The sequence below is a fragment of the Streptococcus sp. FDAARGOS_192 genome (assembly GCF_002073815.2).
Classification (GTDB): domain Bacteria; phylum Bacillota; class Bacilli; order Lactobacillales; family Streptococcaceae; genus Streptococcus; species Streptococcus salivarius_H.
This window is the reverse complement of sequence record NZ_CP020431.2, coordinates 1377267-1390654: the sequence shown is the minus strand read 5'-3', so window position 1 is coordinate 1390654 and position 13388 is coordinate 1377267. Positions and strand designations below refer to the sequence as shown.

General features: G+C 41.4%; 15 protein-coding genes. 14 read left to right on the top strand and 1 reads right to left on the bottom strand.

Annotated elements, in window-relative coordinates:
• The first annotated feature begins 366 nt into the window (after nt 1-366).
• Nucleotides 367-984 carry a hypothetical protein gene (locus tag A6J31_RS07150; RefSeq protein WP_080610801.1) on the top strand — a complete coding sequence of 206 codons (618 nt, stop codon included), beginning with the start codon at nt 367-369 and terminating at the stop codon, nt 982-984.
• A 110-nt stretch (nt 985-1094) separates the two neighbouring features.
• Here the strand turns inward: A6J31_RS07150 and A6J31_RS07145 are convergent, their stop codons facing one another.
• Nucleotides 1095-1394: a YbaB/EbfC family nucleoid-associated protein gene (locus A6J31_RS07145; RefSeq protein ID WP_002884818.1), complete on the bottom strand. Its 300-nt coding sequence runs from the start codon at nt 1392-1394 to the stop codon at nt 1095-1097.
• A gap of 304 nt (nt 1395-1698) precedes the next feature.
• Between A6J31_RS07145 and A6J31_RS07140 the strand changes: the two genes are divergently transcribed.
• The 13 genes from A6J31_RS07140 to A6J31_RS07080 all read left to right on the top strand — a co-directional run bounded on the left by A6J31_RS07140 (nt 1699) and on the right by A6J31_RS07080 (nt 13336).
• The gene (locus A6J31_RS07140) at nt 1699-2205 is read left to right on the top strand and encodes a hypothetical protein (protein ID WP_014634926.1); all 507 of its coding nucleotides are present in this window, start codon (nt 1699-1701) and stop codon (nt 2203-2205) included.
• A gap of 23 nt (nt 2206-2228) precedes the next feature.
• Nucleotides 2229-2738 (top strand): hypothetical protein, encoded by a 510-nt coding sequence (locus A6J31_RS07135; RefSeq protein ID WP_014634925.1) that lies wholly within the window; start codon nt 2229-2231, stop codon nt 2736-2738.
• A 163-nt stretch (nt 2739-2901) separates the two neighbouring features.
• Nucleotides 2902-5250, top strand: coding sequence for a cation-translocating P-type ATPase (locus A6J31_RS07130; protein WP_021147403.1), 2349 nt, complete (start codon nt 2902-2904; stop codon nt 5248-5250).
• A 95-nt stretch (nt 5251-5345) separates the two neighbouring features.
• On the top strand, nt 5346-5696 hold the full coding sequence (locus A6J31_RS07125) for a PBECR2 nuclease fold domain-containing protein (protein ID WP_021143725.1): 351 nt from the start codon (nt 5346-5348) through the stop codon (nt 5694-5696).
• A gap of 577 nt (nt 5697-6273) precedes the next feature.
• Nucleotides 6274-6552 (top strand): chorismate mutase, encoded by a 279-nt coding sequence (locus A6J31_RS07120; protein ID WP_004183228.1) that lies wholly within the window; start codon nt 6274-6276, stop codon nt 6550-6552.
• Between the two features lie 78 nt (nt 6553-6630).
• Nucleotides 6631-7986, top strand: coding sequence for an anthranilate synthase component I (gene trpE / locus A6J31_RS07115; protein ID WP_002884468.1), 1356 nt, complete (start codon nt 6631-6633; stop codon nt 7984-7986).
• The gene (locus A6J31_RS07110) at nt 7983-8549 is read left to right on the top strand and encodes an aminodeoxychorismate/anthranilate synthase component II (RefSeq protein ID WP_002884711.1); all 567 of its coding nucleotides are present in this window, start codon (nt 7983-7985) and stop codon (nt 8547-8549) included. The genes trpE and A6J31_RS07110 overlap by 4 nt, the downstream gene beginning before the upstream one ends.
• An 89-nt stretch (nt 8550-8638) precedes the next feature.
• On the top strand, nt 8639-9643 hold the full coding sequence (gene trpD, locus A6J31_RS07105) for an anthranilate phosphoribosyltransferase (protein WP_080610800.1): 1005 nt from the start codon (nt 8639-8641) through the stop codon (nt 9641-9643).
• The gene (gene trpC / locus A6J31_RS07100; RefSeq protein ID WP_037604059.1) at nt 9640-10407 is read left to right on the top strand and encodes an indole-3-glycerol phosphate synthase TrpC; all 768 of its coding nucleotides are present in this window, start codon (nt 9640-9642) and stop codon (nt 10405-10407) included. The genes trpD and trpC overlap by 4 nt, the downstream gene beginning before the upstream one ends.
• A complete protein-coding gene (locus A6J31_RS07095) occupies nt 10394-10975 on the top strand; it encodes a phosphoribosylanthranilate isomerase (protein WP_080610799.1) in 582 nt (193 codons plus the stop codon). The genes trpC and A6J31_RS07095 overlap by 14 nt, the downstream gene beginning before the upstream one ends.
• A complete protein-coding gene (trpB, locus tag A6J31_RS07090; RefSeq protein ID WP_002891598.1) occupies nt 10972-12180 on the top strand; it encodes a tryptophan synthase subunit beta in 1209 nt (402 codons plus the stop codon). Before A6J31_RS07095 ends, trpB begins: the two co-directional genes overlap by 4 nt.
• Before the next feature lie 3 nt (nt 12181-12183).
• A complete protein-coding gene (trpA, locus tag A6J31_RS07085; RefSeq protein ID WP_080610798.1) occupies nt 12184-12966 on the top strand; it encodes a tryptophan synthase subunit alpha in 783 nt (260 codons plus the stop codon).
• A 142-nt stretch (nt 12967-13108) separates the two neighbouring features.
• Nucleotides 13109-13336: a hypothetical protein gene (locus A6J31_RS07080; protein ID WP_080610797.1), complete on the top strand. Its 228-nt coding sequence runs from the start codon at nt 13109-13111 to the stop codon at nt 13334-13336.
• The last annotated feature ends 52 nt before the right edge of the window (nt 13337-13388 follow it).

Genomic DNA, 13388 nt, shown 5'->3' with positions numbered 1-13388 from the left:
TTTGGACAGAATTTTGCTATCCGATAAAATTTTTGGGGAGATGAGTCAGCAAAAGTGGTTTTTGAAGAATCTGTCTAAAAAACAAGTATTGTTTCCCTAAGTACTACTTAAAGAAATTACCATTTGCATAGCTTAAAAAAGCTAATCTGATAATAGATTGTCATCAATTTTAAGACATGAAGTTGTCATTTATTTAAAATGCTTAAAAATTAAAGAAATGCTTGAAATCAAGGGTTTTGCATGCTAAGATTGTTATCTGGGTGAAGGGATGGTCAAACAGCTCAATCAACCTTTTACCTTCTACAGCAGCAAATTGGACTCGGTTGTTAGCCAGTTAGAGCTAACCAAACAAATAGTGAGGGATTTATGATTAAGAAAAAAAATAATGGTTTTATCGGCAAAGCAATAATCAGCTTGATTACTACTTTGGGGACTCTAGCTCTATTCATGGGTACCAGTGGAGCTTCAGCTGACGTTAAAGAAGCGCCAAAACTTGATTTAGATGCCAATCAAACTAAGGTTCAAACCGTTAGTGATGAGGAATTGAAGACTCATGATGGGCAAGTTCAAGATACGAAGAAACAAGATACATCTGGACAAAAACAGCCAGAAACTGAAGGATCTAAGACTTCAGATGAGGAAACTCCTGATTACATCGTTATCACTGAAGTAGTGGATTCGTCGGAGCATAAGCAGGACTCTAATCAAGTGGTTGATGGCGTCGCTCAAACGCTCGACCCAAACTTGTTGAATGAGATTTTAGCTCAAACTAGCGAAGTTGGGGAATACCAGATTTATGTCAAGAATGATGATGAGCTATTAATTTCAGGACCTGTACCTACCCAAACAGCGAACGAAGATGTGAATTACCCTACTTTAGAAAGTTCATTAAATTCAGCGAGCATCTACTTAGGTCAAAAGAATCGCTATAAATTGGCCAACGAAGAAGACGCACAGTCAGGTCTTGCTTTGGTTGAAGAATAAAATTTTTAAATGACTATCACAAAAAGACTTGGATTTCTTGTCCAAGTCTTTTGTATGTTATGACTGAATTGTTAATAGAAAAAAGGAACCGCGAGATTCCTTTTCATTTTTTAGAATGGCAATTTACCGGCAAAGGCACCCATTGATTTTTTAGTCGCTTCGTCAATTTGTCCAAGAGCATCGTTAAGTGCTTGAACAGTCATATCTTGAAGTGTTTCCACATCATCAGGATCCACGACAGCATCAGCGAAAGTGATGTTAACCACTTTTTTGTCACCAGTTAATTCAGCAACAACCAAGTCTTGTGCTGATTTTCCAGTGAAGGTTGTAGCAGCCAATTCAGCTTGGCTTTTTTCCATTTGTTTCTGAAGCTTTTGAGCTTGCTTCATCATGTTCTGCATGTTCATCATAATATTTTCTAGATTCCTTTCATATCAAGGGGTTTAGCCCCTGTTTCTTAAATTTTACTGCCCACTTCTGCCCAGAAATGAGTAGTATAAAAATCTTAACTATTATACCATGTTTAGCTTGATTGACAAAGTGGGGAGAGGCGTTGGAGAAATTTGTAAAGACTTGATTTTTTTTTATTCATAACAAATGTTAGAGCAATTACAAATCATTAAATTGTAAGACTTATGATAAATACGGTACAATGGTTTATTGTCAATCCAGTCAAAAATTGATTGGAGATAGAAAAAGAAAGAGAAGGCAAGAATGCGAAAAAGAAATATTTTGGGGCTCTTTGTAGGATTAATTATAGGGCTGTATACAGTCTTGGGAATGAGCCTATTTACTTTTTTTAATTTAAAATACCACTCTGTTTATTATGCTCAGCATATTCCTCATAAGGAAGGGACAGAGCCAGATATCGTTATGTTGGTAGAGAATATGGGATGGATTTATACACCGGAGATTGATGGTATTCGATACGTCGATGATGGAACAAATGCTATTATAAATACTAAAAGCAAATCTTTTTTAACAAAAAGTTCAGGAAGTTTTTTATATGATAAAGATAATATGACTATCGGTTTTGACAGTACGTTTAGATTTGAGGACGTCAGTTATTTTTCAGAAGAAGCAAAAAGAACTAAAGTTAATGAATCAAAAATTAAACGAGAGATCAGGAAAGATTTTTCCCCAATTATGAAGGTTCAACCAAAACCATTAATCAATCTTCAGTGGTTGTTTAATTTACTTTATCAAAGTAGGTTTAATTAGAGAAAAGGAAAGAGAAGATGACAATGAAAAAAAGCAATATTTTAGGGATTCTTGTAGGACTAGTTATAGGGCTGTATACAGTCTTGGGGATGAGCCTATTTACCTTTATTAATATAAAATTTAACTCTGTTTATTATGCTCAGCATATTCCTCATAAGGAGGGGACAGAGCCGGACATCATTATGCTGATGGAGAATATGGGTTGGGCTTATACACCGGAAATAGATGGTATTAGTTATGATGATGATGGGTCGTATGCTATAACTAGAGAAAAAGGAACTAAAACGTCTGTATTAGATCTTACAGGTGATACTCTATTTTTTCATTCGGAGTCAGATGATATGTATCTTCTTAATCGTCATTTTTCTATCCAACATGCTTTTGACAAACGTTATCACAAGATTAAATATAATCAACGAAAAGTCATAAAAGAAATTAGAGAGACCGTTCAACCTGTGATTGATGCTCAAACAAAACCCTTGATCAATCTTCAGTGGCTGTTTAATTTAATTTATCAAAGTAGGTTTAACTAGAGAAAAGGATAGCATAGAAGTGTTTTGTAGGGACTCTTGCCTTTACTATTTGAAAGTAGTTTAGGTTGAGTGAAATAGTTGGGAGAGTGGTTCGATATAATAGGTCTATTTCCTGGCTATCCATGACGGCTAACCTTTGAAAACACCTCATTTTTATGCTACTATGAAAGTTATGAAAAAACAGTTACAAGGCTTGACGCAGGTGGAGGTCAAGCGGCGGATAGATGCCGGTAAAACAAATCATTTTAAAGCAAAAACTGGCTCCAGCAACTGGGAGATTTTTAGGCGTAATGTCTTTAACTCCTTTAATATGCTCAATTTTGCTATTTTTGTGGCCTTGATTGCTGTTCAGGCTTGGTCGAATCTCTTTTTCTTCGGAATCATTGTGCTTAATGCCTTTACGGGGATGATGACAGAGTTGCGTGCCCGTCGCATGATTGATAAGCTCAATCTCATGAATAAGGATCAGATCCGTGTGGTGCGTGATGGCGAGGTTACTTCTATTAATCCTCAGGACATTGTCTTGGATGATATCATGCTCTTGTCTGCGGGTGAACAGGTGCCTAGTGATGCCGTGGTTGTTGATGGGATGGCTGAGCTCAATGAGGCTATGCTGACGGGTGAGAGTGACCTTATTCTCAAGAAGGATGGGAAGGAGTTGCTCTCGGGGTCTTATCTTGTGAGTGGTCAGGTTTATGCTAAGGTTATTAACGTAGCCGAGGACAATTATGCCAATAAGCTCATGCTAGAGGCCAAGACGCATAAGCCAATCGTGTCACGTATCCTCTATAATATGGATAAGATTGCTAAGTTTACGGGCAAGATTGTGATACCGTTTGGGCTTGCACTCTTTTTTGAGGCTTACTTGATTAAACAGCTCTCTCTTCAAGAGTCGGTAGTTACCAGTTCGACAGCCCTTCTGGGAATGTTGCCTAAGGGGATTGCCCTTCTGACAATTACCTCTCTTTTAACAGCCGTTATTAAGCTTGGAATGAAACATATCCTGGTGCAGGAGATGTACTCTGTCGAAACCTTGGCGCGTGTCGATGTGCTTTGTTTAGATAAGACAGGGACAATTACGCAAGGAAAGATGACCGTTAAGGGTCTGAAACTACTGTCAGAGCGTTTCACTAAAGAGGAGTTGGAGCGCCTGCTTGCGGCTTATATGGAGCATAGCAAGGATAACAATGCAACGGCTCAGGCAATTCGAAATGCCTATGAAGGTCTGGAGCATCACTATCAGGTAGGGGATATTATTCCATTTTCAAGTGATCGTAAATGGGGTGCTATGAGCATTGATGGAGTCGGAACTCTCTTTTTGGGAGCGCCTGAGATGCTTCTTGAGGAAAATCCAAAAGCAGTCGATCAGGCGCAGGCTCGTGGTTCTCGTGTTTTGATTTTGGCATGGAGTCAGTCAGCGGTTGATACAGAGACTATGAGTTTGCCGAATGATGTTGAAGGCTTGGCCTTGCTCGAAATTGCCGATCCGATTCGTGAGGATGCTGCAGAAACTTTGGAATACCTACGTTCAGAAGATGTGACGCTTAAGATTATTTCTGGTGACAATCCTGTGACGGTTTCTCATATTGCCCACCAGGCTGGTTTTGCGGATTATCAAAGCTATATTGACTGTTCTAAGGTCAGTGATGAGGAGTTAGAGGCTTTGGCTGAAGATACGGCAATCTTTGGTCGCGTATCTCCGCATCAGAAGAAGTTGTTAATCCAAACGCTTAATGCCAATGGGCATACCACAGCTATGACTGGTGACGGTGTCAACGATATCTTGGCACTACGTGAAGCGGACTGTTCGATTGTTATGGCTGAAGGGGATCCCGCTACGCGTCAGATTGCCAACTTGGTGCTTATGGATTCCGAGTTTAAGGATATTCCTGAAATTCTATTTGAGGGACGTCGTGTGGTTAATAATATTGCCCACATTGCACCTATTTTCCTCATTAAAACGGTCTATTCCTTCCTTTTGGGACTTATCTGTATTGCCAGTATTGTTTTTGGAAAGGCAGAGTACCTCTTGGTCTTCCCATTCATTCAGGTTCAGATGACTTTAGCGGGGCAATTTATCGAGGGTCTTCCACCATTTATTTTGACCTTCGAACGTAATATTCGACCTGTTGAGAAACATTTCCTCAGACGTTCGCTCCAGTTGTCTATTCCTAATGCCTTGATGTTGGTTATCAGTGTTCTTATTTTCCATCTATCTCAGGTCTATCTTGGTATGAGCAATACGGACATGCTGACGCTGTCTTACTATATGATGGGATCAACGGGTGTCCTTGCTGTTATTCGTGCTTGTATCCCGTTGAATAAGGGACGTGTGGCCTTGATTATTTACTCAGTCTTTGGTTTCTTAATCAGCTCTTACTATCTTCGAGATGTGATTGAAATTTCGACACTTAATAGCTACACCTTACCAATCTATCTGGTAGCAATGGCTATTTGTACACCGCTTTTCTTCTGGATCAGCTACAAACAAGGTGCTTTCCAAAAAGAATAAGTCAAAACTTGAGCTTGGTAACAGGCTTGAGTTTTTTGTGATACCTCAACAGTAGGAAAAGCCTTGATATACATGAGGTGTGGTACAATAGAGGCATGAAAACAGTAGGGTACTTGACGCCAAAAGTCATTAAAGCTTTTGATTTGGACTACAAGCCTGGTGAAGAAATCACGCTGTCTGCACAACGTAAGAAGCATATGGAAAAACATCGCCAGGAATTCAGTGATTTTGATGCCACCTATGAACGTATTCCAGAGATTATTGCTCATCCGGACTATATCGGTCGCCATCCTAATGGCCAGTCCTTGGAATACATCAAACGTATTGATGGTAATGTTCTGGTAGCGGTCAGATTATGCGATAAACTTAATGTCCGTACCATGTTTGTAATTAAAGATTCTAAGTTGAAAAATTATCTAAATGCTGGTAGAGTTAAGAAAATGTGATATAATATAGATAACAAATAACAACGAGGGCGGAAGAGGCAGCCGCCGCACCTTCGGGTCTGAAAGAGATGCAGGACTGTCACCCTGCCGTTGTTTATCATACCGAGAAGTCCCTTTTGGGGCTTTTTTATTTTGTAAAGTGTGGTGACAAGACTATCTCACTCTCTGAATTAGGTATAGACGAATCTTATAAGGGAGGAATTGTCAAAATTAACAGAAAATTCTTGACATCCCTCTAAAAAGGAGTACAATAGTTAGTAAATCAGAAAGTAACTGGTCTTAGATTTTCAGGGAGCCTGCGGTGATTGTGAGTAGGTAATCGAGATGAGCGAACATTGGGCTGATTGGATGATAATGAGAAGGTAATACATATTCTTCTCGGTTGGCACCCCTTACCGTGCAACTCCTTGTTAGAGGAGATAGAGATGATGGTCGTTTTTTTGGAGACCATTAACTGAGGTGGTACCGTGTTAAACTAGATTTAATGCCCTCACAGAGTTTTTCTCTGTGAGGTTTTTTGTTTACTTTTATCTTTAAAGAAGTATTATTTCATTATTCAATGAAAGGTTGGGTATTTATGGATGCATTAAGCGATATTCGAATTGATATTGATAATATTGATAGACAGTTGCTTCGACTACTGGCCCAACGTCAAATACTTGTGGAAAAGGCAGGACGGCTTAAGCCCAAGGGAGACAAGGTTGCTGTCCAGGCTAGTGATCGTGTTGCCCAAGTGATAGCAAACCGTCGTAAGGAGGCACTAGAGCTTGGCTTATCGCCAGATGTGGCTGAAAGTGTTTGGAGAAGCATGATTAAAGCATTTATTGCTTTGGAAGAGAAAGTGAACAAAGAATAATATGGTGCCAATACCTCCTATAAAGGAGCCTTGCATCAGTCTTATTACTCTCGATAAACCAGTTTGAAAGGAAATATTATGAGAAAAATTTTACCAGCCGATACCTTAACACCAATCTTGGCTTATATGCGTGTTCAGGGGGAACACAAGGTTATCCTTGAATCTATTCCTCGTGAGAAGGAAAATGCACGTTTTTCTATTGTTGCCTACAATCCAGTCTTTGAAGTAACCTTCAAGGATGGTGTTCTTTATGAAAATGGTAAGGCGATTGATCAAGATCCTTTCGAATACTTGGACCAAGTAACAGTCAAGGGCATCAAGTCTGACCTACCTTTCGCAGGTGGTGCTATCGGGTTTGCAGGCTATGACATGATTGGTCTCTATGAAAATATCGGTGAGATTCCTGAAGATACGATTGGTACACCTGATATGCATTTCTTCATCTATGAGTCTTATTTGATTTTTGACCACAAGAAAGAAAAGGTCTATGTGGTTGAGGACAATATCTACTCTGGTCGTGACAACGATGCGGTGCGTCAAGCTCTTGGTCAGGTGGTAACCAATCTCCAGACTCAGGCGCCAAACGAGTTTACACCTCAGGCCTTGCAAGCCTTGCAATTTTCAAATCATATCGAAAAAGAAGTCTTCATGGATATGGTGGCTAAGGCCAAGAAACTTATTCGTGAGGGAGATATGTTCCAATGTGTGCTTAGCCAACGCTTTTCGGCGGACTTTGAGGGAGATCCTTTGGATTACTACCGTAACTTGCGTGTGACCAACCCATCAAACTATCTTTATTTCTACGATTTTGGAGATTATCAGGTAATTGGTGCCAGCCCAGAGAGCTTGGTTTCAGTGAAAAATGGAGAAGTGGTAACCAATCCGATTGCTGGAACTCGCCCTCGTGGTACTAATGAGGCGGAAGACGCTGCTTTGGCAGATGAACTCTCACATGATGTCAAAGAAACTGCGGAACACCGTATGTTGGTTGACTTAGGACGTAATGATATTGGTAAGATTGCTAAAAATGGTACGGTCAAGGTGACCAAGTATATGGAGGTTGAGTATTTCCGCTATGTGATGCACCTTACTAGTGTGGTTAAGGGACAACTCTTGCCGGAATTGACAGCACTAGATGCGCTAAAATCAACCCTTCCAGCTGGAACCGTGTCAGGAGCACCTAAGATTCGTGCCATGCGTCGTATCTATGAGCTTGAGCAGGAAAAACGTGGTATTTATGCGGGAGCTATTGGTTATCTGTCTGCGACAGGAGATATGGACTTTGCCATTGCTATCCGTACTATGATTCTCAAAAATCAAAAAGCTTATGTTCAAGCAGGTGCAGGTGTTGTTTACGATAGTGTTCCTGAAAATGAATTTTACGAAACGATTAACAAGGCGAAAGCTATGACAAGAATAGGAGATGCCCAATGATTTTATTAGTTGATAACTATGACTCTTTTACCTATAATTTGGCACAATACCTAGGGACATTTACAGAGGTAAAGGTCTTGCGTAACGATGATGAGAACCTCTATGAAGAGGCGGAAAAAGCTGATGGGCTAGTCTTTTCACCGGGTCCAGGTTGGCCAGCTGATGCGGGTAAAATGGAAGCCTTGATTAAGGATTTCGCTGGTAAAAAACCGATGATGGGAATTTGCTTGGGGCATCAGGCTATTGCGGAAACTTTTGGCGGTAAGCTCGGCTTGGCTAAAAATGTCATGCATGGAAAACAAAGTAACATCACTTTTGAAACGCCATCGCCTATTTTCAAGGATATCGACAATGATGTCCCAATCATGCGTTATCATTCCATTGTTGTTGATCAAATGCCAGAGGGCTTTGATGTGACAGCTATCACAACTGATGATCAAGAAATCATGGCCATTCAACATAAGGAGCTACCTATTTACGGTTTGCAATATCACCCAGAAAGTATCGGAAGTCCAGATGGGCTTAAGATGGTTGAAAATTTCGTAAAAATTGTTGCAGGCTAGTTGGACAGTCTTTGGACTAGATTTTTCTACGCTCAAAATCTCTCGCGTGCATCAGAAAACATTGAACAGTTTTTAAAAGGAAAACAGATATGAAAGAAATATTCCTACAAATCTCAAACCGTCAAGACTTGTCTCAAGACCAAGTCCAAGCAGTCTTTGACCGCATTCTCAAAAATGAAGTCTCAGAAAGCCAAATTGCTGCCTTCCTTATGGGGCTTAAGACTAAGGGGGAAACAGCAGATGAAATCACAGGTATCGTGCGTGCCCTCAAATCACATGCGACTGTCTTGCCTGAGATTTTCACAGATGCTATGTGTAACTGTGGAACTGGTGGGGACCAGTCTTATAGCTTCAACATTTCGACTACTGTTTGCTTTGTCCTAGCAGCAGGCGGTATTCGTATGGCCAAGGCTGGTAACCGTTCGATTTCCTCTAAATCTGGTTCAGCTGACGTGCTTGAAGCCCTTGGAATCAACGTTGCGGCATCACCAGAAACCCTATCTAAAGCACTTGATGAGGTTGGTTTGGCCTTTATCTTTGCTCAAACCATGCATCCAGCTATGCGTTTTATCGGTCCAGCTCGCCAAGCTCTTGGGATTCCAACGATTATGAACTTGGTTGGGCCACTGGCTAATCCGCTTGACCTTGAGACACAACTCATGGGGCTCTATCGTGTGGAATTACAAGAAATTGTTGCTAATGCTATTCAACAGTTGGGACGTAAACGTGCGGTTATTATCACAGGTCCTGACAATATGGACGAAGCTGCCCTCTATGGCACTAACACCTACACCCTTTTAGAAGATGGTCACATCAGCCAGCACACTTTCACTTATGAAGATTTGGGTATGGAAAAGGTTGAGTTGTCTGACATCACAGGTGGCGATGCCAAGGAAAATGCAGAGATTCTCCTTAGTGTCTTGAAAAATGAAGATAGTCCTTATCTTGAAACAACAGTGCTTAATGCAGGTCTTGGCTTCTTTGCCAATGGTAAGGTTGAGACTATTAAGGAAGGTGTAGAGCTTGCTCGTCAATTGATTGCGGACGGCTCAGCCCTAGAGAAACTTCGCCAACTCCAAGAGGTACAAGTATGAGTAAAGCCTTTCTCCCAACAATCTTAGAACAAAAAGAAAAAGAAGTGGCCCAGTTGGTCATGGAAGACTTGCAGCCCTTACGTCAGACCTACCGTCTTTATGATTTTCTCAAGTCAAATCAAAACAAGCTGCAAATTATTTCTGAAGTGAAAAAAGCTAGTCCAAGTATGGGTGATATTAACCTAGATGTGGATATTGTAGCTCAGGCTAAGACCTATGAGGAAAATGGGGCAGCCATGATTTCTGTTTTGACAGATGAGGTCTTCTTCAAGGGTGATATTTCCTATTTGAAAGAAATTTCGTCACAGGTGGCTATTCCAACCTTGGCTAAGGACTTCATTATTGATGAGAAACAGATTGTGCGTAGCCGTAATGCGGGAGCGACAGTCATTCTCTTGATTGTAGCGGCCTTGCCAGAAGCTCGTCTCAAGGAGCTCTATGATTTTGCGACTAGCCTTGGCTTGGAAGTCTTGGTTGAAACGCATAATCTACCAGAATTGGAAGTGGCTCATCGTATTGGTGCTGAGATTATTGGCGTTAACAACCGTAATTTGGTCACTTTTGAGACAGATATCAATACCAGTCTTGAGTTATCAACGCATTTCAAGGACAAGCCTGTTTATATTTCTGAGTCGGCTATTTTCACAGGTCAGGATGCTGCCCTTGTTGCCCCATATTTTAATGGGATTTTGGTAGGGACTGCCCTTATGACGGCTGACAATGTGGCTGAAAAGGTCAAGGAGTTGCAAATTGACAAAGGTTAAAATTTGTGGACTGTCGACACCAGAAGCAGTAGCAGCTGCAGTTGAAGCAGGTGCTGACTACATTGGCTTTGTGTTCGCCAAAAGCAAGCGTCAAGTGAGTCTTGAACAAGCTCACGGGCTGGCTAAAGGGGTGACAGGCCAGACAAAAATCGTCGGTGTCTTTGTTTCACCTAGTCTTGAAGAACTGGAAGAAGCGATTAGTCAGGTTCCCTTAGATATCGTTCAGATTCATGGAACATTTGATGAGACTCTGATTCCAGAGATATCAGTACCAGTTATTCGAGCTATTCAGATTTCAGATAGTGAGTCTCAAGTTAAGAGCCAGGCGGATTATCTTCTCTTTGATGCTCCTATTGCTGGTAGTGGTCAGACCTTTGACTGGCAACTCTTGGCGGACAAACAGATTGAACAGGACTATTTCATCGCTGGTGGCTTGACTGTGGACAATGTGGCAGAGGCCAAGGAAACTTTTCATCCCTATGCCTTAGATGTGTCCTCAGGTGTCGAGACAGATGGTCACAAAGATTTAGATAAGATTAAAGCATTTATAGAAAGAGTGAAAGCATGACATATCAACAACCTGATGCAAAAGGATTTTATGGAAAATTCGGTGGTCAGTTCGTTCCTGAAACGCTGATGACAGCCGTTATTGAATTGGACAAGGCCTATCGTGAGGCCAAGGAAGATCCAAGTTTCCAAGCGGAATTGGATGATCTCCTCAAAAACTATGTGGGCCGTGAGACGCCTCTTTACCACGCTAAACGTTTGACTGATCATATTGGTGGAGCGCAAATTTATCTTAAACGTGAGGACCTTAACCACACAGGTGCCCACAAGATTAACAATGCCCTTGGTCAAGTTTTGCTTGCCAAACGAATGGGCAAGAAGAAAATCATCGCCGAAACTGGTGCAGGTCAACACGGTGTTGCAACAGCAACAGCCGCAGCCCTTTTCGACATGGACTGTACAATCTATATGGGTGAGGAAGATGTTAAACGTCAGGCGCTTAACGTTTTCCGTATGGAGTTGCTTGGTGCCAAAGTTTTCAGTGTTACAGATGGTTCGCGCGTGCTTAAGGACGCTGTAAATGCTGCCCTTCGTGCTTGGGTTGCAGGTATCGAGGATACTCACTACATCATGGGATCTGCCCTTGGTCCTGCACCATTCCCAGAAATTGTTCGTGACTTCCAATCTGTCATTGGTCGTGAAGCCAAACGTCAATACGCAGAGATTTCTGGCGGTAAACTGCCTGATGCTGTGATGGCATGTATCGGTGGTGGTTCAAATGCTATCGGTATGTTTTACCCATTTGTTAATGATAAATCGGTAGCCATGTATGGTGCTGAGGCTTCTGGTTTGGGGCTTGATACTGAAAAACATGCCGCAACCTTTGCCAAAGGTCGTCCAGGTATTCTTCATGGAGCGCTTATGGATGTCCTCCAAGATGCTCATGGTCAAATCATGGAAGCCTTCTCTATCTCAGCTGGTCTGGACTATCCAGGGGTTGGTCCTGAGCACTGTTATTTCAACGAAATCGGCCGTGCGACTTACGACTCTATTACAGATGAAGAAGCTCTCGAAGGTTTCAAACTTCTGTCACGTTTGGAAGGTATTATCCCAGCTCTTGAGTCTAGCCATGCCATTGCCCTTGCGCAAAAAGTGGCAGCTAAGATGTCGCCAGACCAAAGCCTTATCGTCTGCCTCTCAGGTCGTGGGGACAAGGACGTTATGCAGGTTAAAGAACGTTTCGAAGCTGAAGCAGAAGGGAAATAAACCATGACAAAAACACTAACAAAACACCTACAAGCTATCAAAGACAGTAAACGCGGTATTTTCGTGCCTTATATCATGGCGGGTGACCACGCTAAAGGCCTAGACGGACTCTTTGAGACTATCGCTCTCTTGGAAAATAGTGGTGTCTCAGCTATTGAGGTGGGTATTCCATGGTCAGACCCAGTGGCTGACGGTCCCGTTATTGAACTTGCAGGACAACGTAGTTTGGCTAAAGATGTGACTTTGACAGCTATTATCAAGAAGCTTCAGGAACAAAAAACACAGGTGCCTTTGGTTATCATGACCTACATCAACCCAGTTTATCAATATGGTATTGAAGCCTTTGTTAAGGACCTGGCAGATACATCTGTCAAGGGGCTCATTATTCCTGATTTGCCAGATGAACACGCTGACTTTATCACCCCTTATTTGAAAGACAGTGATATTGCTCTCGTGCCTCTGGTGAGCTTGACTACAGGACTTGACCGTCAGAAGCAGTTGATTGATGGTGCAGAAGGCTTTATCTATGCCGTTGCCATCAATGGTGTTACAGGTAAGACTGGTAATTACCGTGATGACCTTGACAAACACTTGGCTAACTTGACTGCCCATGCAGACATTCCAGTTCTCACAGGTTTTGGTGTGTCAACAGAGGAAGACATTAAACGCTTTAACGCCGTATCAGACGGTGTTATCGTGGGATCAAAAATTGTCCGTGACCTTCACGACGGTAAGGAAGAAGAAGTCGCTGAATTTGTTACATTCGGTTCACATTTTGAAAAATAGAAGATGATGCTCTCCAGAAATGGGGAGTGTTTCTAGCATATTATAGTTGATCACTATTCTTATGAAAAACTCATGTTGTTAAGATTAAGATCTTTATTATTATGATGGAATATATCTGTAAAAAATGAGTATGGAGAAAATTATGGAAATAACAGTTGGTGATAATACTTATTATTCAATAAAAGCACACAGTCAAACTGGTATTCAACAACCAAGCTGGGTGGTAGAGGACGGAATTCTTAACATTGGAAGTGAGATTAGTTTTAGAAATGTTGATACTGAAGGTTTACCAATTTTATATGCTACGGTAAGTGATTTTGAATTGTGGGACGATGGTTATTGGTACATGGTTTATTTTGTTCTTGATTAAGGGGAGTTAATTGTTTTTCATCAATAATTAATTATTAAATTTATTCAGTTTG

Coding starts and splice junctions, on each gene's coding strand:
- trpE (WP_002884468.1), top strand. CDS start 6,631: ATGAGAAAAATTTTACCAGCCGATACCTTAACACCAATCTTGGCTTAT.
- A6J31_RS07080 (WP_080610797.1), top strand. CDS start 13,109: ATGGAAATAACAGTTGGTGATAATACTTATTATTCAATAAAAGCACAC.
- trpC (WP_037604059.1), top strand. CDS start 9,640: ATGAGTAAAGCCTTTCTCCCAACAATCTTAGAACAAAAAGAAAAAGAA.
- A6J31_RS07120 (WP_004183228.1), top strand. CDS start 6,274: ATGGATGCATTAAGCGATATTCGAATTGATATTGATAATATTGATAGA.
- A6J31_RS07110 (WP_002884711.1), top strand. CDS start 7,983: ATGATTTTATTAGTTGATAACTATGACTCTTTTACCTATAATTTGGCA.
- A6J31_RS07150 (WP_080610801.1), top strand. CDS start 367: ATGATTAAGAAAAAAAATAATGGTTTTATCGGCAAAGCAATAATCAGC.
- trpD (WP_080610800.1), top strand. CDS start 8,639: ATGAAAGAAATATTCCTACAAATCTCAAACCGTCAAGACTTGTCTCAA.
- trpB (WP_002891598.1), top strand. CDS start 10,972: ATGACATATCAACAACCTGATGCAAAAGGATTTTATGGAAAATTCGGT.
- A6J31_RS07140 (WP_014634926.1), top strand. CDS start 1,699: ATGCGAAAAAGAAATATTTTGGGGCTCTTTGTAGGATTAATTATAGGG.
- A6J31_RS07130 (WP_021147403.1), top strand. CDS start 2,902: ATGAAAGTTATGAAAAAACAGTTACAAGGCTTGACGCAGGTGGAGGTC.
- A6J31_RS07135 (WP_014634925.1), top strand. CDS start 2,229: ATGAAAAAAAGCAATATTTTAGGGATTCTTGTAGGACTAGTTATAGGG.
- A6J31_RS07145 (WP_002884818.1), bottom strand. CDS start 1,394: ATGATGAACATGCAGAACATGATGAAGCAAGCTCAAAAGCTTCAGAAA.
- trpA (WP_080610798.1), top strand. CDS start 12,184: ATGACAAAAACACTAACAAAACACCTACAAGCTATCAAAGACAGTAAA.
- A6J31_RS07125 (WP_021143725.1), top strand. CDS start 5,346: ATGAAAACAGTAGGGTACTTGACGCCAAAAGTCATTAAAGCTTTTGAT.